General features: G+C 66.0%; 20 protein-coding genes and 1 pseudogene. 6 read left to right on the top strand and 15 right to left on the bottom strand.

Features of this window, described 5'->3' with window-relative positions; genetic code table 11:
* Positions 1-22: 22 nt before the first annotated feature.
* The gene (locus MFM001_RS05380; RefSeq protein WP_116374215.1) at positions 23-1,021 is read right to left on the bottom strand and encodes an Lrp/AsnC family transcriptional regulator; all 999 of its coding nucleotides are present in this window, start codon (positions 1,019-1,021) and stop codon (positions 23-25) included.
* A gap of 122 nt (positions 1,022-1,143) precedes the next feature.
* Here MFM001_RS05380 and MFM001_RS05375 point away from each other — a divergent pair, with 122 nt between their 5' ends.
* Genes MFM001_RS05375 through MFM001_RS05365 form a run of 3 tightly spaced genes read left to right on the top strand, consistent with a single transcriptional unit; the run spans position 1,144 to position 3,605 of the window.
* Complete coding sequence (locus MFM001_RS05375) at positions 1,144-1,890, top strand: SDR family oxidoreductase (protein ID WP_116374388.1); 747 nt, start codon at positions 1,144-1,146, stop codon at positions 1,888-1,890.
* Positions 1,891-1,913: 23 nt separating this feature from the next.
* Positions 1,914-2,771, top strand: a complete 858-nt coding sequence (locus MFM001_RS05370; protein ID WP_116374214.1) for an LLM class flavin-dependent oxidoreductase — start codon at positions 1,914-1,916, stop codon at positions 2,769-2,771.
* 24 nt (positions 2,772-2,795) lie between these two features.
* Complete coding sequence (locus MFM001_RS05365) at positions 2,796-3,605, top strand: alpha/beta fold hydrolase (protein ID WP_116374213.1); 810 nt, start codon at positions 2,796-2,798, stop codon at positions 3,603-3,605.
* Between the two features lie 6 nt (positions 3,606-3,611).
* Here the strand turns inward: MFM001_RS05365 and MFM001_RS05360 are convergent, their stop codons facing one another.
* The 7 genes from MFM001_RS05360 to MFM001_RS24760 all read right to left on the bottom strand — a co-directional run bounded on the left by MFM001_RS05360 (position 3,612) and on the right by MFM001_RS24760 (position 12,297).
* Positions 3,612-4,067, bottom strand: a complete 456-nt coding sequence (locus MFM001_RS05360; protein ID WP_116374212.1) for a DUF1942 domain-containing protein — start codon at positions 4,065-4,067, stop codon at positions 3,612-3,614.
* 200 nt (positions 4,068-4,267) lie between these two features.
* A complete protein-coding gene (locus tag MFM001_RS05355; RefSeq protein ID WP_116374211.1) occupies positions 4,268-4,945 on the bottom strand; it encodes a response regulator in 678 nt (225 codons plus the stop codon).
* Complete coding sequence (locus MFM001_RS05350) at positions 4,942-7,509, bottom strand: sensor histidine kinase KdpD (RefSeq protein WP_116374210.1); 2,568 nt, start codon at positions 7,507-7,509, stop codon at positions 4,942-4,944. The genes MFM001_RS05355 and MFM001_RS05350 overlap by 4 nt, the downstream gene beginning before the upstream one ends.
* Positions 7,506-8,381, bottom strand: coding sequence for a potassium-transporting ATPase subunit C (locus MFM001_RS05345; RefSeq protein ID WP_116374209.1), 876 nt, complete (start codon positions 8,379-8,381; stop codon positions 7,506-7,508). Before MFM001_RS05345 ends, MFM001_RS05350 begins: the two co-directional genes overlap by 4 nt.
* Position 8,382: 1 nt before the next feature.
* On the bottom strand, positions 8,383-10,536 hold the full coding sequence (kdpB, locus tag MFM001_RS05340; RefSeq protein WP_116374208.1) for a potassium-transporting ATPase subunit KdpB: 2,154 nt from the start codon (positions 10,534-10,536) through the stop codon (positions 8,383-8,385).
* 1 nt (position 10,537) lies between these two features.
* On the bottom strand, positions 10,538-12,208 hold the full coding sequence (gene kdpA / locus MFM001_RS05335) for a potassium-transporting ATPase subunit KdpA (RefSeq protein WP_116374207.1): 1,671 nt from the start codon (positions 12,206-12,208) through the stop codon (positions 10,538-10,540).
* Positions 12,208-12,297, bottom strand: a complete 90-nt coding sequence (locus MFM001_RS24760) for a potassium-transporting ATPase subunit F (RefSeq protein WP_116374206.1) — start codon at positions 12,295-12,297, stop codon at positions 12,208-12,210. The genes kdpA and MFM001_RS24760 overlap by 1 nt, the downstream gene beginning before the upstream one ends.
* A 294-nt stretch (positions 12,298-12,591) precedes the next feature.
* Here MFM001_RS24760 and MFM001_RS05325 point away from each other — a divergent pair, with 294 nt between their 5' ends.
* Positions 12,592-13,035, top strand: coding sequence for a CBS domain-containing protein (locus MFM001_RS05325; protein WP_116374205.1), 444 nt, complete (start codon positions 12,592-12,594; stop codon positions 13,033-13,035).
* Positions 13,036-13,054: 19 nt separating this feature from the next.
* Here the strand turns inward: MFM001_RS05325 and MFM001_RS24755 are convergent.
* From MFM001_RS24755 to MFM001_RS05310, 3 genes and pseudogenes are all read right to left on the bottom strand, one after another.
* Positions 13,055-13,432: pseudogene (locus MFM001_RS24755) on the bottom strand (DNA-binding protein); the annotation flags it as partial.
* A 52-nt stretch (positions 13,433-13,484) separates the two neighbouring features.
* Positions 13,485-14,987, bottom strand: a complete 1,503-nt coding sequence (locus MFM001_RS05315) for a cell wall metabolism sensor histidine kinase WalK (RefSeq protein ID WP_116374204.1) — start codon at positions 14,985-14,987, stop codon at positions 13,485-13,487.
* Positions 14,984-15,757, bottom strand: a complete 774-nt coding sequence (locus MFM001_RS05310; protein WP_116374203.1) for a response regulator transcription factor — start codon at positions 15,755-15,757, stop codon at positions 14,984-14,986. Before MFM001_RS05310 ends, MFM001_RS05315 begins: the two co-directional genes overlap by 4 nt.
* Before the next feature lie 337 nt (positions 15,758-16,094).
* Between MFM001_RS05310 and MFM001_RS05305 the strand changes: the two genes are divergently transcribed.
* Positions 16,095-16,400 carry a PE family protein gene (locus MFM001_RS05305; RefSeq protein WP_116374202.1) on the top strand — a complete coding sequence of 102 codons (306 nt, stop codon included), beginning with the start codon at positions 16,095-16,097 and terminating at the stop codon, positions 16,398-16,400.
* Positions 16,401-16,432: 32 nt separating this feature from the next.
* Positions 16,433-17,776 (top strand): PPE family protein, encoded by a 1,344-nt coding sequence (locus MFM001_RS05300; RefSeq protein ID WP_116374201.1) that lies wholly within the window; start codon positions 16,433-16,435, stop codon positions 17,774-17,776.
* 61 nt (positions 17,777-17,837) lie between these two features.
* Here the strand turns inward: MFM001_RS05300 and MFM001_RS05295 are convergent, their stop codons facing one another.
* The 4 genes from MFM001_RS05295 to MFM001_RS05280 form a co-directional block, all read right to left on the bottom strand.
* Positions 17,838-18,122 carry a WXG100 family type VII secretion target gene (locus MFM001_RS05295; protein WP_045384667.1) on the bottom strand — a complete coding sequence of 95 codons (285 nt, stop codon included), beginning with the start codon at positions 18,120-18,122 and terminating at the stop codon, positions 17,838-17,840.
* Positions 18,123-18,133: 11 nt separating this feature from the next.
* A complete protein-coding gene (locus MFM001_RS05290; protein ID WP_116374200.1) occupies positions 18,134-18,430 on the bottom strand; it encodes a WXG100 family type VII secretion target in 297 nt (98 codons plus the stop codon).
* Positions 18,431-18,547: 117 nt separating this feature from the next.
* The gene (locus MFM001_RS05285) at positions 18,548-18,847 is read right to left on the bottom strand and encodes a PE family protein (protein ID WP_116374199.1); all 300 of its coding nucleotides are present in this window, start codon (positions 18,845-18,847) and stop codon (positions 18,548-18,550) included.
* Positions 18,848-19,027: 180 nt separating this feature from the next.
* Positions 19,028-19,312 (bottom strand): WXG100 family type VII secretion target, encoded by a 285-nt coding sequence (locus tag MFM001_RS05280; RefSeq protein ID WP_045384667.1) that lies wholly within the window; start codon positions 19,310-19,312, stop codon positions 19,028-19,030.
* Positions 19,313-19,353 lie beyond the last annotated feature (41 nt).

Here is a 19,353-nt window from a genome sequence, read left to right as displayed (position 1 = left end):
CGTTTCGGCGTGGGTGGGCCGCTCACGCGCGGCGGGGGGCGACCAGACGGCCGCTGGCGACCAGCGATCCCGATTGCTTGAGCCGCTGTGCCCGGACACTGATGTCATAGCCGTGGACTTCGTCGATAGCGGCAAGGTTTTCGGTGAGGTAGCGGTACAGGTCGTCGGCGTCGCGGCAGATGAGCACGGCCATGAGATTGTGGTGTCCGCTGAGCGCGGCGACGAACGCGACCTCGTCGTGGGCGGCGACCTGTTCGCCTACCCGGCTGAGGTGTCTGGGCGCGACGGTGAGCCACAACATCGCGTTGAGCTGAAACCCGAGCCGCTCACCGAGCACGTCGACGTCGTAGACCAAGGCGCCCGAGGCCTCCAGGGCTGCCATCCGCCGAGCTACCCGGGCCGCCGACCATCCGGTGCGGTCGGCCAGGTGCGCCTGGGTGGCGCGGCCATCCTCGGCGAGCGCGTCCAGCAGCGGCTGGTCTTGCGCGGTGGGCGTGATGAGGGGACCGGTCGCGGCCTGACTGGCTGCGTCGTCGAGGATTTGGGTGGTTTGCTCGGCGCTGAGTTTGTGGCCGTAACCGGCCCACTGCGCGGTCGTCGGCTCGCCGAACGCGTGCAGCACCAACTCGACGCTGATGTCGAGTACCGATGTGGTTCGTGGGAGTTGTTGCAGCAGCGGGCTTTCCCGACTCTCGCGCACCGGCGCGCGGATGACACAGACCAATTCGGTCCACCCCGACAGGATATTGGCGTGGGTGACATCGGATCGCCGCGCCAGCGCGTCGCCCAGTTGCGAGATGCGGTCGGGCTTGGCGCGGATGCGTGCCACCCACTGCGCCTCGCCGTGAACCCGGGGGTTGACCAGACCGACGACGCGCAGCACACCCTCGCGACGCAACCGCTGGTAGCGGCGGGCGACGGTTTGCTCGGATGCGCCGACGACGGTGGCGAGACGGCGAAACGACACTCGCGGCGATAGCTCCAACGCGTGGAGGATTTGCGCGTCTAGACGGTCTGCCATGAGGAAAGTATGCATTTCACCCCGGGATGATGGCGGTATATAGCGATTTTGCCAGCACGTGTGGGCACCTCGGGACGATGGTTGCGACGCTGGACCACGGGGATCGAGCGAAAGGCAATGCCATGCAGTGGACCGACAACACCATCCTGGTGACCGGCGGCGGCACCGGGATCGGCCGCGGCCTTGCCGAGGCGCTGCACCGGTTAGGGAACCAGGTCGTCATCGCGGGGCGACGTCGCGCGCCGCTGCAAGCCGTCGTCGACGCCAATCCTGGCATGGGTCACCTGCAAATTGATCAGGCCGATCCAGGCGACATCCGGCGATTCGCCACCGAACTCTATGCCCGGTACCCGGGTTTGAACGTCGTGATCAACAACGCCGCCATCATGCGCGTGGAGGACCTCACCGCTGGTGAGGTTGCCGCGGCGGAAGCGGTGGTGACGACCAATCTGCTAGGGCCGATCCGCCTGACGGCAGCGTTGCTGCCGACCATGCTCGCCCAACCACGCGCGGCGATCATCAACGTCACGTCCGCTCTGGCGTTCGTGCCCAAGGCGATCACTCCCACCTACTGCGCAACCAAAGCGGCGCTGCATTCCTACACGGAGTCGCTGCGGTTCCAGTTGCGCGACACCACCGTACAAGTAATCGAGATCGCGCCGCCGCGAGTGCAGACCGAAATACACGGAACACAAGGGTACGGCCCCGACACGATGCCACTGGAAGCCTTTGTCGCCGAGACGATCACACAGTTGCAGACCCAGCCGCACGCCAACGAGATCGTCGTGGAGCGGGCCATGCCGTGTCGGCTGGCCGCGCATGCCGATAGCTACGGCCGGCTCTACGCGGCCATCAACCCGGCACGGTAACCATCAAAGGAGAAGGGATAGCTATGCAAATCGTCATCGGCCTGCCCAACCACATTGCCCGGGTGGATGGCTCGCTGATCGCCGAGTGGGCGCGCCGCGCCGAACAATACGGATTCGCCGGGGTCACCACCATCGACCGGGTGGTTTATCCGAGCCTCGACTCGATAGTCGCCTTGTCCGTTGCGGCCGGTGCCACCAGCGATCTTCGGCTGATCACCAACGTGCTGCTGGCACCGCTGTATCCAGCGGCACCGTTGGCCAAGCAATTGGCGAGTTTGGCCGATATCTCCGGTAATCGGCTCACCGTGGGTGTGGGCGTGGGTGCTCGGGCTGACGACTACGCGGCGACCGGTGCGGACTTTGAGCAGCGCGGGCGCGTACTCGACGAAACGGTGAAGTTGATGCATCGGACGTGGCAGGCCGAAGTGGTCACTGGCGGCAGCGCGATCTGCCCTGCGCCGGTGCAGATCCCACTACTGTTCGGCGGTAAGTCTCAGGCAACGCTCCGGCGGGTAGCTGCGGTGGGGGATGGCTGGGCGGCCGGTGCAGTCCGCGACTATCCGAACCAGTCATCGTTTGCCGACCGGGTGCGCGCGGCCTGGAAGCAGGCGGGCCGCACAGGTAAGCCGCGGCTGAACGCCAGCGTGAATTTCGCGCTCGGCGACCAGGCCACGGTGCACGCCGGGCACGCGAATCTGCGCAACTACTACGGGTTCATACCGGACTACGCCGAGCTCAATGTGGCCGACATGCTGGCCTCGCCGCGCGACGCGGTGGCCACCGTGCGCGCCTACCGCGACCTCGGCTTCGATGCGCTGCTGTTTCACCCCAGCGTCGCGTCGCTGGACCAGCTTGAGCGTCTTGCTGATGCCGTCCTGTGACTCACACCGATAGGAAAGACAATTATGGCGACCTTGCACACCCACGAAATCTCGCTCTATTACGAGACGTACGGTGATCCCGCCGGCCCGCCGGTGCTGCTGATCTCGGGCCTGGGCGGCACCGGTAAAAGCTGGATCGGCCAGATCGACCGGTTCGCTGCCGACTACTACGTCGTCGTCCCCGACCAGCGCGGCACCGGGGAATCCAGTCGCGCTGAAAGCGGCTACACCACTGCGCAATTGGCTGCCGATACGGCGTCCTTGGTGGAGTACCTCGACGTGGGGCCGATGCATATTGTGGGCGCATCGACTGGCGGAGCGATCGGGCAATGCATGGCGTTGGACCATCCACACACGGTGCGAAGCCTGACCATGGTGGCGTCGTTCGCGCGCTTCGACGCGTTCATGACGCGGGAGTTCGCTGTGCGGCGTCAGATGGCGGCCGACTGGGATCGCCACGCCCTACTGTCGGCGTATGCGCTATTTCTGTTCTCCCCGAAATACGCTCGCGAGCATCCCGACCGGGTAGCGGCGTGGATCGACCGCGCGGCGGCTCAACCTGACGGTCCGCGGGACCGTGCCATCGCGTTACAACGCATCGACATGATTGCCGCCCACGACACGCTGCCGCGCCTGCGCGATATCACGCAGCCGGCTCTGGTGATCTGCGGGGACCAGGACTTCTGCACGCCGCCAGGGCTTTCGGAAGAAATCTCCGACGCAGTCCCCGGCTGCGAGTCAGCCATCGTCGCCGAGTGCGGTCACCTGGTCGAGCACGAGAAACCGGACGAGTTCTATCGCATTGTGAGCGGCTTCATCGGGCGCGCGGGCTGAGCAGCGTCAGCTCTTCCAGACGACCTTGTCAACACCGGCGGCGTCGCGGTAGACCACGCTGTCGGGCGCTGTGCCGTTTTTGACGTCGAAGTACAGCCTGCCGCTTGACTGGCTGCCCGTCGCAATGGGTGCGTTGGGAAGGCCGTCCACCTCGTTGCCCTTCATCACCGCGTAGGTCGAGCTGTTGACGGCACGGGCGTTGAAGTCGGCGATGTTCGGGGTGGGGGAGCCAGACACGGCTTTGGCTGTGACATCCGAGTACCAGATGCCATCGTTGTGGCCGCTGGGCTGCAGATTCTGGACGGTGTAGCTGATGGCGCCGCCCGGGCTGGGAATTTCCGCCGATTGGCCGAGGGACACCACTTGGGGGTCCGCCAACGCCGGTGTCGCTGCGAGGATCCCTGCCGTCGCAATGCCGGCGGCCACGGCCGTCGTCTTCATCGCGATCTTGGAGAGCATCACGTCAAGCTCCTTCCGCTGCTCCTGTTGAATTCGAGGGTTGTACCCAACCTGGCGGATTTGAAACCTGCTCAGGCCTACGATTTAGCGATAGTTCGCCATCGAGTCGGGTTGCGCAGCGCGTGCGGGGGAATGGTGGATGCCGCGAGTGATTTTACCTGCCACGGTGCGATATGGCCGGCGAATCGTGCGTGGGCTCACCGCTATGCCTCGAAGCGATAACCCATTCCGGCCTCGGTCAGCAGATGCCGGGGCCGCGACGGGTCATCTTCGAGTTTGCGGCGCAGCTGCGCCAAATAGACCCGCAGGTAATGGGTTTCGGTGGCGTATGCCGGTCCCCACACCTCCTTGAGGAGTTCCTCGCGACCGACCAATTTGCCGCGGTTGCGGGCGAGCACCTCGAGCATGCCCCATTCGGTCGGCGTCAGGTGGACTTCGGTACCGTTTTTGGTGACCTTTTTGGCAGCCAAATCGACTGTGAACGAAGGTGTTTCGATAACAGGCTGGTCGGCTTCGGAGGCGGTGTTGCGCCGCACCGCAGCCCGCAACCGGGCCAGAAACTCATCCATGCCGAACGGTTTTGTGACGTAGTCGTCGGCGCCGGCGTCCAGCGCCTCAACCTTGTCCGACGAATCGGTTCGGGCCGAGAGGACGATCACTGGTGCGTTGAGCCAGCCGCGCAGCCCGGCCAACACCTCGATGCCCGAAATGTCCGGCAGGCCCAGGTCGAGAATCACCACGTCCGGACGATGTTCGGCGGCGGCGCGTAACGCGCCGGCGCCGGTGGCCGCGGTGGTGACGTCATAGCCGCGGACCGAGAGGTTGATGCGCAGTGCCCGCAGGATGTGCGGCTCGTCGTCAATGACCAGTACCCGAGTCACTGATTGCCCTCCGGCGCCGCCAAGTCCACGACGATGGTGAGACCGCCGCCGGGCGTGTCAGTGGCCTGAATTGTGCCGCCCATCGCCTCGACGAAACCCCGCGCCACCGACAATCCCAGGCCCACGCCGCTGGTGTTGTCGTGATCGCCCAGCCGCTGAAAGGCTTCGAAGAGTTGTTCCGCACTGCCATGCGGGATTCCGGGTCCCTCGTCGATGACATTGATCAGCACCCGCTCACCGACTTGTCCGGCATTGACTCGTACCACGCAGTTGGGTGCGTAGCGCAACGCGTTGTCGATGAGGTTGGCCAGCACGCGCTCGAGCAATCCGGCGTCGGCCAGCACCACCGTGCCGCCGACGTCGACTTTGACGCGGTCGAGCGCGGAGCGGAAAAAGCCTGTGGCGCCCTTGCCGATACTGACCAGAGCGCGCTGCACGGTCTCCTCCAGGTACACCCGTCGCAGCTCTGGCCGAACGACTCCGGCCGCCAATCGCGACGAGTCGAGAAGGTTGCCGACCAACGCGGTGAGGTGATCGATCGACTCCTCGATGGTGGCCAGCAATTCGGCGGTGTCTTCCGGAGAGAAGTCGATGTCCTCGGCGCGCAGGCTTGACACCGCCACTTTGGCCGCCGCCAGCGGAGTGCGTAGGTCATGGCTGACCGCGGACAACAAAGACCGCCGTAACTCATCGGCCCGCCCAATGGCCTCCGCCCGGCTGGCGTCTTCGGCGAGCTCGCGTTGGCGGATCAGACCCGCGGCCTGTTTGGCCACGGCGGAAAGCACCCGTCGGTCACGGGCGGCCAGCTTGCGGCCGGTCATCAGCATCCAGAATTCGTCGTCGCCGACCTCGATTGCGGTGTCGGCGGAATCGACTGTGGTGCACGGGTCTTTGCCGACCGAGGCGACGATGCTCGTCCGGAGCTGATCGTCTTCGCTTTGTTCGCGCAAAATACTGACTGCACGCTGTGAGTAAGTCTCCCGCACCCGTTCGAGAAGTGTCTCGAGGTCCGCGCCGCGCAGCACCGATCCCGCGAACAGCGTCAGCAGTTCTGCCTCCTGCGATGCGCGGCCGGCTTCTCGGGCTCGTTTGGCGGCGCCGTCGACCAGAACCGCGACTGCCACCGCGACCACCAGCAGGACCAGTTCCGTGACGGCGGCGTCGGGTTCGGCGATGGTGAAGCTGTGCCTTGGAGCGGTCAGGTAGTAGTTCAACAGCAATCCGGACAGCACTGCCGAAAGCGCTGCCGGCGCAACGCCTCCCAGCAACGCGACAGCCAGCACACCGACGAAGAACATCGCGCTTTCCCCACTGGTGTTGAGGATCCTGTCCAGCCAGGTCAGCGTGATCGCGCAGATCGCCGACGGGACGACGACCGCCGCCAGCCATGATCCGGCGCGTCGCTGCCGGGGAGAGATCGGGTTTCGTCGGTATCCCCGGTTCGATTCACCATGGGTGACGATGTGTACGTCGATCTTGCCGGACCGCTGCACGATCCGCGCGCCAATGCCCTCGTCCACGATGCGTGCCCATCGCGATCGCCGAGAGGTCCCTATCACCAGCTGCGTGGCGTTGATTTCGCGTGCGAAATCGAGCAGCGCCGTGGCCACATCGTCACCAACGACGATGTGCATGGACGCGTCAAGGCTGGTCGCGAGTTCGCGGACCTTGCCTATGCGGGGCGCCGACGCACCGGAAAGCCCGTCGCCGCGCAAGACGTGCACCACCATCAACTCGGCGCTGGACTTCGTCGCGATCCGTGAAGCCCGCCGCACCAACGTTTCCGATTCCGGTCCGCCGGTGACGGCGACGACGACTCGCTCCCGCGCCTCCCAAGTATCTGTGATCCTTTTCTCCGCGCGGTATTTCGCCAGTGCGGCGTCGACTTGGTCGGCCAGCCATAGCAGCGCGAGTTCCCTTAGCGCGGTGAGGTTTCCGCTGCGGAAGTAGTTGGACAAGGCCGCGTCGATCTTCTCCGGCGCGTAGACATTGCCATGGGAAAGTCTGCGTCGCAACGCCTCCGGCGTGATGTCGATGAGTTCGATTTGAGCGGCTTGCCGAACGACGGAGTCCGGGACCGTTTCCTGCTGGACGATCCCGGTGATCTGCGCGACGACGTCGTTGAGGCTTTCCAGATGTTGGATGTTCACGGTGGAAATCACCGTGATACCGGCGTCGAGCAGCTCCTCGACGTCCTGCCAGCGTTTCTGGTTCTTGCTGCCGGGCACGTTGGTATGCGCGAGTTCGTCGACTAGTACCACCTGCGGGCTGCGGGCGAGCACCGCCGGGACGTCGAGCTCGGTGAACCGGCTGCCGCGATATTCGATGGTTCGGCGCGGAATGACCTCGATACCTTCAAGGAGCTCAGCGACTTTGCGACGCCCGTGTGTCTCGACCACGGCCGCCACCAGGTCGGTGCCGCGTTCCAGTCGGCGGTGCGCCTCGGACAGCATCGCGTACGTCTTGCCGACGCCGGGTGCCGCGCCGAGGTAGATACGCAGTTCTCCGCGTTTGCGTCGGTGGTCGACGACACTCACGTGATCATCATCCACCAGAGTCGTCATCTGGTGACCGGATACTTGTGGTCGAGTTGCAGGTTGACGGCCAGCACGTTGACACGCGGTTCGCCGAAGAACCCGAGGTCGCGGCCGCGGCGGTTGGCCCGCACCACCTCTCGGACCTGATCGGCACTGACGTGGCGCGCCCTGGCGACTCGGGCCACCTGGACATCGGCGTAGGCCTCGGAGATGTCCGGGTCCAGACCGCTGCCGCTTGCGGTGACGGCATCGGCCGGTACCCGCGGGCTCTGTGGTGCGGCACCCCGGATCGGCACCAGCTGGCCGATGGCGTAGTCCTCACCGGATTGCGCGCACTCCACCCGAACTCCGTCGTAGCTGGTCAAGAACGTCTGGGCCGTGGTCGAGCACGGCTCGTTGACGCTGACAACCCTGGTGGGGTGGACGACGTTGCCGCGTGCGTCGCGAGGGCCAATCACCGACAACACGGCGCCGACGCCGCCTCCGGTGCAAAACGGACGCGACCCGTCCACCCCGTCACGCTCCCCGACTGCCTTACTGCGTGAACACACCTGGGTGAGCAGGCTGGGTGTGTCCGGGGCATCGACGATGCTTTCCGGCCCGAGGTTGCTGGCACCACTGGCCAGGGGGTCGTATCCGTCGCCGGCCGCCGGCGGTCTGCTCTGGAAGTACTGGGGCAGTGGACGGCCGGCGGTGTCGGTGAACAACTGGCCGATCAGGCTGCTGCCGACCGGTTTACCCTCGACCCGAATGATCGAGCCCTCCGCTTTGTCGTGCAGGCCGGGCAGCTGCGCGACCGCCCAGACAAGCAACGGATAGCCGGCGCCGAGGATCACGGTGAAAACGAGCAGCGCGCGCAGCGCGGCCCAGTGCTGGCGAACCAGATTGGCGAAACTCATCTCAGCCCATCCCCGGGAGCAGTTGAACAATCAGGTCGATGAGCTTGATTCCGATGAACGGGCTGACGATCCCGCCCAGCCCATAGACGTAGAGGTTGCGGCTGAGCAACTTCGCGGCGCTGCTCGGCGTGTAGCGAACACCCCGCAGCGCCAACGGAATCAGCGCGGCGATGATGATCGCGTTGAAGATCACCGCCGACAGGATCGCCGACTCCGGGCTGTGCAGCCGCATGACGTTCACCAGGTCCAGACCCGGGAAGATCGCGACGAACATCGCCGGGATGATCGCGAAATACTTGGCGATGTCGTTGGCGATCGAGAATGTCGTCAGCGCTCCGCGGGTGATCAACAGCTGCTTGCCGATCTCGACGATCTCGATGAGCTTGGTCGGATCGGAGTCCAGATCCACCATGTTGCCGGCTTCCTTGGCGGCGGTGGTGCCGGTGTTCATCGCCACCCCGACATCGGCCTGGGCAAGGGCCGGCGCGTCGTTGGTGCCGTCGCCGGTCATCGCGACAAGGCGCCCGCCCTCCTGCTCGCGTTTGATCAGTACCATCTTGTCTTCGGGGGTGGCCTCGGCGAGGAAGTCGTCGACACCGGCCTCTGCCGCAATCGCACTGGCGGTCAACGGATTGTCGCCGGTGATCATCACTGTGCGGATGCCCATCCGGCGCATCGCGTCGAAGCGCTCACGCATGCCGTGCTTGACCACGTCCTTGAGATAGATGACGCCCAGCACTTCGGCTTTCTTGCCGGCGGCGCCGTTGGAAACCTGGCCTACCACCAATGGGGTGCCGCCGGCAGCGGCGATGCCGTCGACTATCTCGCCGAGGATGGTCGGCGGTGTCCCGCCGTTGAGCCGGATCCACTCCGCCACGGAGTTCGCCGCGCCCTTGCGCAGTTGCCGTCCGTTGATGTCCACCCCGGACATCCGGGTCACCGCAGTGAATTCCACCCAGGATGCGTTGGCGAGTTCGCCGGGTGTCCGCGCACGCAATCCGTAGGCATCTTTGGCGTAGACGACGACGGAGCGACCCTCGGGCGTCTCGTCGGCGAGGCTGGACAGCTGAGCGGCGTCCGCAAGCTCCCGCTCGCTCACTCCGCTGACCGGAATGAACTCTGCGGCCTCGCGATTGCCGAGCGTGATCGTTCCGGTCTTGTCCAGCAGCAGGGTGTTGACGTCGCCTGCCGCCTCGACCGCACGCCCGGACATGGCCAGCACATTGCGCTGCACCAGCCGGTCCATCCCGGCGATCCCGATGGCCGACAGCAGCGCGCCGATGGTGGTGGGAATCAGGCACACCAAGAGCGCGACCAGGACGATGCCGGTGACCCCGTTGCTGTCCAGCGCCTGGGTGTCCGGCACGCCGGGATTGTTGGCCTTGGAGTAGACGGCCAGCGGCTGCAGCGTGGCCACCGCGAACACAAAGATGATGGTCAGCGCCGCCAGCAGGATGTTCAGCGCGAGCTCGTTCGGTGTCTTCTGGCGGTTGGCGCCCTCGACCAGTGCGATCATCCGGTCCACGAAGCTTTGGCCGGGCTTCTGGGTGATCTTGACGACGATGCGATCCGACAGGACGGTGGTGCCGCCGGTCACCGCCGAGCGGTCGCCGCCGGATTCCCGGATCACCGGTGCGGATTCGCCGGTAATGGCCGATTCATCCACGGACGCAATGCCTTCCACGACGTCGCCGTCGCCGGGGATGGTCTGGCCAGCTTCGACGACGACGATGTCGCCTTGTTGCAGCAGCGGCGCCGGCACCTTCTCCTCGACGGCGCGTGCGCCGGGTGCCCAATCGCGCAGCCGGCGGGCGATGGTGTCCGCCTTGGATTTTCGCAACGCATCGGCCTGCGCCTTGCCGCGCCCCTCGGCGACGGCCTCGGCCAGGTTTGCGAACAACACTGTGAGCCAGAGCCAGAACACGATCAGCCTGCCGAACCAGCTCGGATCGCCGATCGCCAGCACCGTGGACCACGCGGCGCCGATTTCGACGATGAACATCACCGGGTTGCGCCACAGCGTGCGGGGATCGAGTTTTTTCAGCGCGCCGGGCAGCGACTTGGCCAGCATCTTGGGGTCGAGCAGGCCGCCCTGAACCCGCTCCACCGGCGCGGTGTGCGGCGCCTTGGCGAAATCCATTGTGGACGAGACCATTTCAGTGGATCCCCTCCGCGAGGGGCCCCAGCGCCAGCGCGGGCAGGAAGGTGAGGGCAACCAGAATGACGGTCACTCCCACGACCAGGCCGACAAATTGAGGCTTGTGGGTGGGCAGCGTGCCGGCGGACTCCGGCGTCGTACCCTGCCGGGCCAGTGAGCCGGCCAGCGCGAGCAACAGGATCATCGGCAGGAACCTGCCGAAGGCCATCGCCAGCCCCAAAGCCGTGTTGTACCAGGTGGTGTTGGCCGACAGCCCGGCGAATGCCGAGCCGTTGTTGTTGGCCGCCGAGGTGAACGCATACAGCACCTCGGACAGGCCGTGTGGTCCGGTGTTGGCCATCCCGGCGCGCTCTGGCGGCAGCGCCATCGCGATCGCGGTGCCGAGCAGCACGATGAGCGGGGTCACCAAGAAGTAGCTGGCCGCGAACTTGATCTCGCGCGGAGTGATCTTCTTGCCCAGGTATTCGGGGGTGCGGCCGACCATCAGCCCCGCGACGAACACGGTGATCACGGCCAGGACGAGGATGCCGTACAGGCCCGAGCCGGTGCCGCCGGGTGCGACCTCGCCGAGCTGCATGTTGAACATCGTCATCATGCCGCCGAGGCTGGTATACGAGTCGTGCGCGGAATCGACGGCGCCAGTTGACGTCAACGTCGTGGCGTTGGCGAAGATCGCGGAGTCGGCGACGCCGAATCGCTGCTCGACCCCCTCCGACGCGGCGCCCACCGCGCTGGGCACGGTGCCGTGGTGCTGCAACTGAACCAGCATCGTCACGGTGACGCTGATCGCGGCGATCACGCCCATCACGGCGACGATCGCATAGCCCTGCTTCTTGCTGCCCACCAACCGGCCGAAGGTGCGCGGCAGTGAAAAGCTGATCACCAACAGCAAAAAGATCTCCACCCAGTTGGTCCACGTGGTCGGGTTCTCGAACGGGTGGGCGGAGTTGGCGTTGTAGAAGCCGCCGCCGTTGGTGCCGAGTTCTTTGATCACCTCCTGGCTGGCCACCGGGCCGCCGGGGATGGTCTGCTGCGAGCCGGCCAGCGTGGTGACCAGCTGGTCGTGCAGGTGGAAGTTCTGGATGACGCCGCCGGCGACCAGCACCACCGCGCCGAGGATGGCGATCGGCAGCAGTATGCGCAGCGTGCCGCGGACGAGGTCCACCCAGAAGTTGCCGAGTTCGCCGGTGCGGGTGCGGACGAATCCGCGCACGAATGCGACCGCGACCGCCATCCCGACGGCGGCGGACACGAAGTTCTGCACCGCCAAACCGGCCATCTGCACCAGGTGTCCTTGGGTCGACTCACCGGAGTAGGCCTGCCAGTTGGTGTTTGTGACGAAGCTGACCGCGGTGTTCCAGGCCAGAGCCGGAGTCATCGGGGACGCAGGACCATGCAGGTGCAGCGGCAGCTTGCCCTGGATCAGCTGCAGCGAGAACAAGAACAGGATGCTGACCGCGGAGAAGGCGAGGACGCTGCGCGCATACGCTGCCCAGGATTGCTCGGAGCGCGGGCTGGCACCGATCAGGCGGTAAATGAATCGCTCTACACCCCAGTGCTTTTCAGTGCTGTAGACCCGGAACATGTAGTCACCCAACGGCACATGGACGATCACCAGTGCTGCCACTAGGAGCGCAACGAACAGCAGCCCGGCTGTCGTGGTGCTCATCAGAAACGTTCCGGAAAGAGCAGGGCCGCAACGAGTAGCACCGCGATGAGGACGGCCAGTGCCAGACCGATGCCGTTGGCGGCGCTCACAGCCCCTCGACCAGCTTCAGCACCATGCCGAGCACGGCGAATACTCCCGCGGTCAGCAGGATGTACGCAAGCACCGACATTGATCCTCCGTTTCACGACCGCCCAAGTCATGCTCGGTCGGTCGCGCAGCACCCACTGGGCCCTCGGGGATGAGGGCTGCAATGACGCTAAGCCCGTTCGGTATCCAGGGCAGCAGTCATTAACGCTTTCTTTACGGTGGCGGTGCCCGTTACGGTCGGGCCGGCGCGCACGCCTGCGCTGCGTGCGCCTTGCCGCGGTAGTACCGTTCGCCGTATGCGTGCCCAGGACATGGCCGAGGACTTCCCGGTTTTGACCACCGACTCTGCCGCACTGGAGGCTGTCCGCATGCTCGCGGAGCGACGCCTACCCGGAGTTTTGGTCGTCGACGCATCCGGCAGCCCGTACGCGGTGCTGCCGGCCTCGCAAGTGGTCCGCTTCATCGTGCCCGGTTACGTGCAGGACGACCCGTTGTTGTCGGGCGTGCTCGAGGAATCGATGGCCGACCACATTGCGGAGAGGTTGGAAGGCAAGACGGTCGGTGACATGCTGCCCGCGCACCTTTCCGACGTGCCGCCGGCCAACTTCGACGACACCATCATCGAGGTAGCCGCGGTGATGGCGCGGCTGCGAAGTCCGCTGATCCCGGTCACCAAGAGTGGCAAATTGCTTGGTGTGATCACCGCATCACGTCTGCTGGCTGCGGTGCTCAAGTCTTGATCGCCCGCAAGCTGGGCGGCGGAGTGGCGTGTGTGACGTGCACGAGGTAGATGACGCAGCAAGAAGCCCAGAATACCGGCCATTGCGGTCAGAACCCGACGAGCGTTGGGGCCCTGGGGCTTACGAAAGACGTTGACCGCGTCGGCGATCGCTTCCACTCCGGTCAGCGACGTGCCACCGTTGGCGAATGCGCGGAGCAACACCAGAATCGTCGCACCCATGACCAGACCGTTGCCCTGATGCACCGGCACCGCTTCCGGAATGTGCTCTGGATCGTATTGCGGTAAGCCCCAGAAGGTTTCGCGAACGACACCGGTCACGATCATCACCGTGAGCATGGCGAGTAGACGGGCACGGCGAATATCCGGCCCGCTTCCCGCACTCCGCGCAGGTTGGCTAGGAGATGATGTGCCGGATGCGCACTGCACCGCCAGCCTCCAAGCTTGCAATTACCCTTCGGCCGGCTGTTCGAGCAGCGGCAAACGCACGCGGAACACCGTTCGCCCGTCGGCGGACTCCGCGCTGACCGAGCCGTGATGCGCCTTGACGATCGAGTCGACGATCGGCAAGCCCAATCCGTTGCCCGAGCCGTTGGATCGCGACGTGTCACCGCGCACGAATCGTTCGAACAAGTGCGGCAGCAGATCCGGCTCGATGTCGGGACCGTCGTCGGTCACGGTCAGCTCCGCATAAGGGCCGTCGTGGCCGGCCGGGTGACGCGAGATCGCGGTTGTCACGGTGACGCCCGGCGGGGTGTGCACGTGCGCGTTGCTCAGCAGGTTGCTGACCAGTTGGTGCAGCCGGTCGCGGTCGCCGCGCACCCACACCGGGTCCTCCGGCAGGTCGTTGACCCAATTGTGGGTAGGCGCCGCCACGGCCGCGTCGTTGACCGCGTGGATCACCACATCGGCCAGATCGACGTCCTCGGTGTCGAGATCCTCGCCTTCACCCAACCGCGACAGCAGCAGCAACTCGTCGACAAGCGACGTCATCCGCAACGCCTCGGACTCGATTCGGGCCAGCGCGTACTCCGTCGTCGGCGGCAGCGCCGAGCTGTCCTGACGGGTGAGTTCGGCATAGCCCTGAATCGCGGCCAACGGGGTGCGCAGTTCGTGGCTGGCGTCGGTGAGGAATTGCCGCATCCGGCGGTCGGATTCGGTGCGGTGCGCCAGCGCGCTGTCGACGTTGTCCAGCAACCGATTCAGCGTGTGCCCGACGATGCCGACCTCGTTGTCGGGATCGGTGTCGTCGGGCCGTACCCGGGTGGTGATCCGGTGCTCGTCGCCCACGAGCGGCATGCTTGCCACCTCGGCGGCGGTCGCTGCGACGCGGCGCAATGGACGCAACGCATAGCCCACCACCGTAATCGTGAGCGCCGCCGTCAGCAGCAGCGCAGCCACCAAAAGCGCTGTGGCGGTGACTGTTCGGCGAGCGATGGTCCGATTCGCGAGCTTCAGCGAAACCCCGACCAGCAGGCGGTCCGGTCCCTCGGCGCGGCTGTCCACCCGGTAGGAGCCCAGGCTGCCCAGCACGTCGGTGCGCGGCGGGCCGTCGGTCCACGATCGCGCTTCGATGGCCCGGACCACGTCGGGGGCAGCGGGCTGCGCCTCGTCCTCGGAGAACACCGCCGAGCCCACCACCACACCGTCGTGCAGGACCGCGATGAGGTTACCCGGTGTCTGGCCGGTGAACTCCAGCATCGCCTGCTGGATCGGCAAGGCGCTGTGCGAACTTTCGCCGCTGCGGTAACGGCTATACGAATGTTCCAGTGCCTGCAGGGATTCGGCGACTTCGGCGTCGTTCATCGTGGTGACATACGCGCGCAGGCTCAGCACCGACACCACGTCGACCGCCACTAATACCGCACAGACCACCGCGCAAACGCCCAGCACCAACTGCCGGCGCAGGGATCGCGGCCACCACCGCCGCGCGGCTCGGCGGCGCGGGCTCATTCCGGCGGTCGCAGCATGTATCCGACACCTCGCACGGTGTGGATCATCGGGTCGCGGCCCGCGTCGATCTTCTTCCGCAGATACGAGATGTAGAGGTCGACAATGCTGGTGCGCCCCGCGAAGTCGTAATTCCAGACGCGGTCCAGTATTTCGGTGCGGGTCAGCGCCCGGCGCGGGTTGCGCATCAGGAAGCGCAGCAGCTCGAACTCGGTCGACGTCAGCGACAGCGGCGTTCCCCCGCGGGTGACTTCCCGGCTGGCGCCGTCGAGGGTGAGGTCGCCGACCCGCAGTTCCTCCTCGGCCGGGGGCGCCAGGTGAGTGGAGCGGCGAAGCAGCCCGCGCAGCCGGGCCACCAGCTCCTCTAGGCTGAACGGCTTGGTCATGTAGTCGTCGGCGCCGGCGGTCAAGCCGGTGACCCGGTCCATCACCGAATCGCGGGCGGTGAGAAACAGCGTCGGGGTGTAGGCGTCTGATTCGCGCACCCGCTGCAGAATCTGCAGCCCGTCCATGTCGGGCAGCATGATGTCGAGCACCAGCACGTCGGGGCCGACCTTGTCGAACTTGGCGACGGCCTCCCGGCCGTTGTGCGCGACGTCGACAATCCAGCCTTCGTAGTGCAGCGCCATCTTGACCAGGTTGGTCAGCGCCGGCTCGTCGTCGACCAGCAAAACCCGGATCGGTGATCCGTCGGCCCGGTTGATCCGCGGCAGCTGCCCGAGGATGGCCTGGCGCGGCCGCTGTTCGCGCGCGTAACCCGACACAGCCGTCATATTCCTACATTCTCCCGGGCGCACATCGCTCTGTCACGAAGTTCATATCGTTCTCAAATGTTGCGGGCATCACCCGAGGTGGTGCCCGACTCGGCCAGATATGCGTTTTCTATGCATGTCATCAGTCGGCTTGATCTGGCGCTGGCCCGAAAAATACTGTGGTGCTTAGCCGTTGATCGGCACGGCGCTGCAGATGAGGAGTGCACTCCTCAAACTGATTGCGCGCAAACTACTTTGCGGCCGCCGCCTGCGCCTGGCCAATCGCCAACGACATTTGCGAACGGGCCCGAGCCCAGGCCGTGGCGTGCTTGCGGTGAGAGGAAGTTAGGAGAAGTCAGTGCATTTCACGGCATTTGTCACCACACATCCGGAGCTGCTGAGCGCGGCGGCCGGCGATCTGACCGGCATCGGGTCGGCGATGTCCGCCGGTAACGCAGCGGCAGCCGCACCGACCGGCGGCGTCCTTCCGGCCGCCGCCGACCCGGTGTCGGCCTTGACCGCCGCGCAGTTCGCCGCCCACGCCGGCAGGTATCAGGCGATCAGCGCCCAGGCGGCGGCGGTTCACCAGCAGTTTGTCACCACGTTGGCGACCAGCGCCGGTTCGTATGCGGCCACCGAAGCCGCCAATGCGGCCCGAATCTGAGTGGCCCAGCTAACAGACGAAAGGCACTCCCGATGGATTTCGGCCTCTTGCCACCGGAAATCAACTCCGCTCGCATGTACGCCGGCGCAGGCCCGGGGCCGATGCTGGCTGCCGCCGCTGGCTGGGACGGGCTCGCAAGCGAACTGCACTCGACGGCGACGTCGTACCAATCGGTCGTGAGCGGGCTGACCGCCGGGCCGTGGCAAGGACCCGCATCGGCGGCGATGGGCGCGGCGGCCGCGCCGTACGTGGTGTGGATGAGCGCGACCGCCGCCCAATGCGAACAGGTGGCCAACCAGGCCAGGGCGGCGGTGAGCGCCTATGAGGCCGCGTTCGCGATGACGGTGCCGCCCCCGGTGATCGCCGCCAACCGCGCGCAGCTGATGGCCCTGGTCGCCACAAACTTTCTGGGGCAGAACACCCCGGCGATCATGGCCACCGAGGCGCACTACGGCGAAATGTGGGCGCAGGACGCCGCAGCGATGTACGGCTACGCCGCCAGTTCGGCGGCCGCCTCCACGCTGGCCCCGTTCACGCCGCCGCCGCACAACACCAACCCGGCCGGGCTGGCCGGCCAGTCGGCCGCGGTGGCCCAGTCCGCCGGCAGCTCGGCGGGCACCCACGCCCAGACCATGACGTCGTCGCTGTCGGCGGTCCCGCAGACACTGCAGACACTGGCGTCGCCCACCGGGTCGGGGACCGGGATGTCGCAGATGGTGATGGGCAGCGGGACGTCGGCGGCGACGTCCGCGGCCTCGGCCCCGGCAAGCGCACTCACCGCCCTGACCGGCGCATCGGGCAAGGGGGCCATCAAGGGCGCCAGCAAGACCGCCGACGTCGGCGGCGGGGCGCTGTCCGGCTTGGCCGGCGCGTTCGGCGGTAGCGAATCGCTGGGTCTGATCGAGGACACCGTCGGCCTCGAAATGGACGGCGTCGGGCTGGTCGGTCTGGACGGCGGTGGCGTCGGCTTGGACGTGCTCGGCGTGGGTCTGGATTTCCTGGGTGCCGACGAGCTGACCGAGTCCGGGGGACTGGGTCCGCTCGGCGGCCTGGGTGGCTTGTCACCGCTGGGGGGTCTGGGCGGCGCGGGCCACATGGGTGGTATCGGTGGCGCAGGGGCCTCCGCCAGCATCGGCCAAGCGGCGTCGCTCGGCGGGCTCTCCGTGCCGCAGAGCTGGGCCGCATCGATGACCCCGGCCAGCGCAATGCCGTTGCCCGGCACCAATCTCGGTGCCGCCCCGGCGGTTTCGACGACCGGCGTCTCGGGGATGCCCAAGGTCACCTTCCCGAGCATGGCTGGACGTGAGGCCGACGGGGCCGTCAGGTCGATCGGGTTGCGCACCAGCGTGGTGCCGCACTCACCGATGGCCGGATAGCCGTCAACATGTAGTGGCCCGCACACCGGGGGGTGTGCGGGCCACGTTGTTGGGGTGTGGGTTAGGCCCAGCTGGAGCCGACGGCGGAGTCGGTGGAGGCCATGTTGGAGCCGGCGGTTTGCACCTTTTGGCCGTGCGCGTTGGCCTGTTCGTAGATGACCTGGAAGTTGCGGCCTAACTGGGTGATGAACTCTTGGCAGGCCGTTGAGCCGGCGCCGCCCCAAAAGTCGCCGGCGGCAAGCACATCGCGGATGATGGCCTGGTGCTCGGCCTCCAGGGAGGCGGCTTGGGCGCGGATCAAAGCGCCGTGGGCGTCGACATCGCCGAACTGGTAGTTGATGGTCATTTCTGGTTCTCCTAGCTGGACAGGATCTGCTGGGAGGCTTGTTCTTGGGCCTCGTAGTTGTTGGCGTCGCGGATCAGCCCGTCGCGCACACCGTGGAGCATGTTGACGATGTTGCGAAACGCGGTGTTCATCTGGCCCATGGTGTCGTAGGAGGTGGCCTGGGCGGTTCCGCTCCAGCCGGCTCCGGCGATGTTTTGGCTTGAGGCCCACATCTTGCGGGCTTCGTCTTCGACGGTTTGGGCGTGCACGTCAAAACGGCCCGCCATGTCCCGCATGGCGTGCGGGTCGGTCATAAACCGGGTAGGCATGAAATTCTCCTTTGTGGTTGACGGGTGGGTGCTGCGCTGGTCGTCCTGGGGTACAGGTTACGACCTGCGTTTTAACAGCCGGCTTCAAACATGTGACAAGTTGTCTCCGTTGTCCGCCTAGCCGGCCGCGATCGCATTGGCGGCCTCGGTGGCCGCATACGACCCGGCGCTGGTGCCCAGTGTGTTGACGAACATCTCGTGAATCGCCTCGGCTTGGGCACTGACCGACTGATACATGGCGGCGTGCGCGGCGAACTGTGTTGCCGTGAGCGCCGAAACCTCGTCGGCGGCCGCGGGAACCACACCGGTGGTGGGTGCCGCCGCGGCGGCGTTCTGTGACGCCATCACCGAGCCGATGCCTTGCAGGCTGGCGGCTGCAGCCGTCAGGTCCTCGGGCTGTGTGGTCACGAAAGACATGGCTTCTCCTGATGTCGCACTACCGATTCCACTCATCCCACAGTGCCCCGCACAAAGGCCGAGTAGAACGCCCTTAACGGTTTCCTAACGCCGAAGCCCCATTTCTTGATGCTTTGATGCCGCGAACGTGTTGTGGCCCGCACACCGGGGGGTGTGCGGGCCACGTTGTTGGGGTGTGGGTTAGGCCCAGCTGGAGCCGACGGCGGAGTCGGTGGAGGCCATGTTGGAGCCGGCGGTTTGCACCTTTTGGCCATGCGCGTTGGCCTGTTCGTAGATGACCTGGAAGTTGCGGCCTAACTGGGTGATGAACTCTTGGCAGGCCGTCGAGCCGGCGCCGCCCCAAAAGTCGCCGGCGGCAAGCACATCGCGGATGATGGCCTGGTGCTCGGCCTCCAGGGAGGCGGCTTGGGCGCGGATCAGTGCGCCGTGGGCGTCGACGTCGCCAAACTGGTAGTTGATCGTCATCGTCGGTGCTCCTTCTAGCTCGACAGGATCTGCTGGGAGGC

This window comes from Mycobacterium sp. MFM001, from assembly GCF_003402475.1.
Lineage (GTDB): Bacteria > Actinomycetota > Actinomycetes > Mycobacteriales > Mycobacteriaceae > Mycobacterium.
This window is presented reverse-complemented; position numbering and strand designations above follow the sequence as displayed.